This is a genomic window from Pantoea sp. 18069, from assembly GCF_902706035.1.
In the GTDB taxonomy this organism is placed as follows: Bacteria; Pseudomonadota; Gammaproteobacteria; order Burkholderiales; family Burkholderiaceae_C; genus Comamonas.
Map to the genome: position 1 here is coordinate 1 of NZ_CACSJA010000133.1, position 411 is coordinate 411.

Sequence of the window (411 nt, forward strand, 5' to 3'; positions counted from 1 at the left end):
ACGCACGTTCATCGTCTGGGGTGTTGGCGTTGTGAATGGTGAGGGACGGGATGCCTGGGCAATCCGTGGGAATGCGGTAGGTGGTGCCGCCGGCCCAGGTCTTGGCGGTGGCGGTACCGGGCAGGCCTGGAAGGTGCTCGAGGCCGCGGACGTGGAGCTCGGTATCGCGGAAGACCACGCCCAGGCGCGCGGCGATGCCGGCGATCTGCGAGGTCGTCGAATTTCATGCTGGGCGCCTGTGACATGGATGGGCCCCTGCGCGATGGCAGGGGCTGGGAGGGCTTAGAACGTGTTCAAAGTCTTTTGAGCAAGAGCGCCAGGAATGCCAGATGCAGGAACTGCAAGCTGGTATTGATCCGGCGCTCGCAGTTCTTCCACAATCGCCGATTCTTTTCCAGCCACGCAAAGCTG

1 pseudogene is annotated in these 411 nt (G+C 63.0%); it reads right to left on the reverse strand.

What is annotated here, in order from left to right:
* Positions 1 to 293: 293 nt before the first annotated feature.
* Positions 294 to 411 (reverse strand): annotated as a pseudogene (locus tag GVL12_RS25890) (IS5/IS1182 family transposase); the annotation flags it as partial.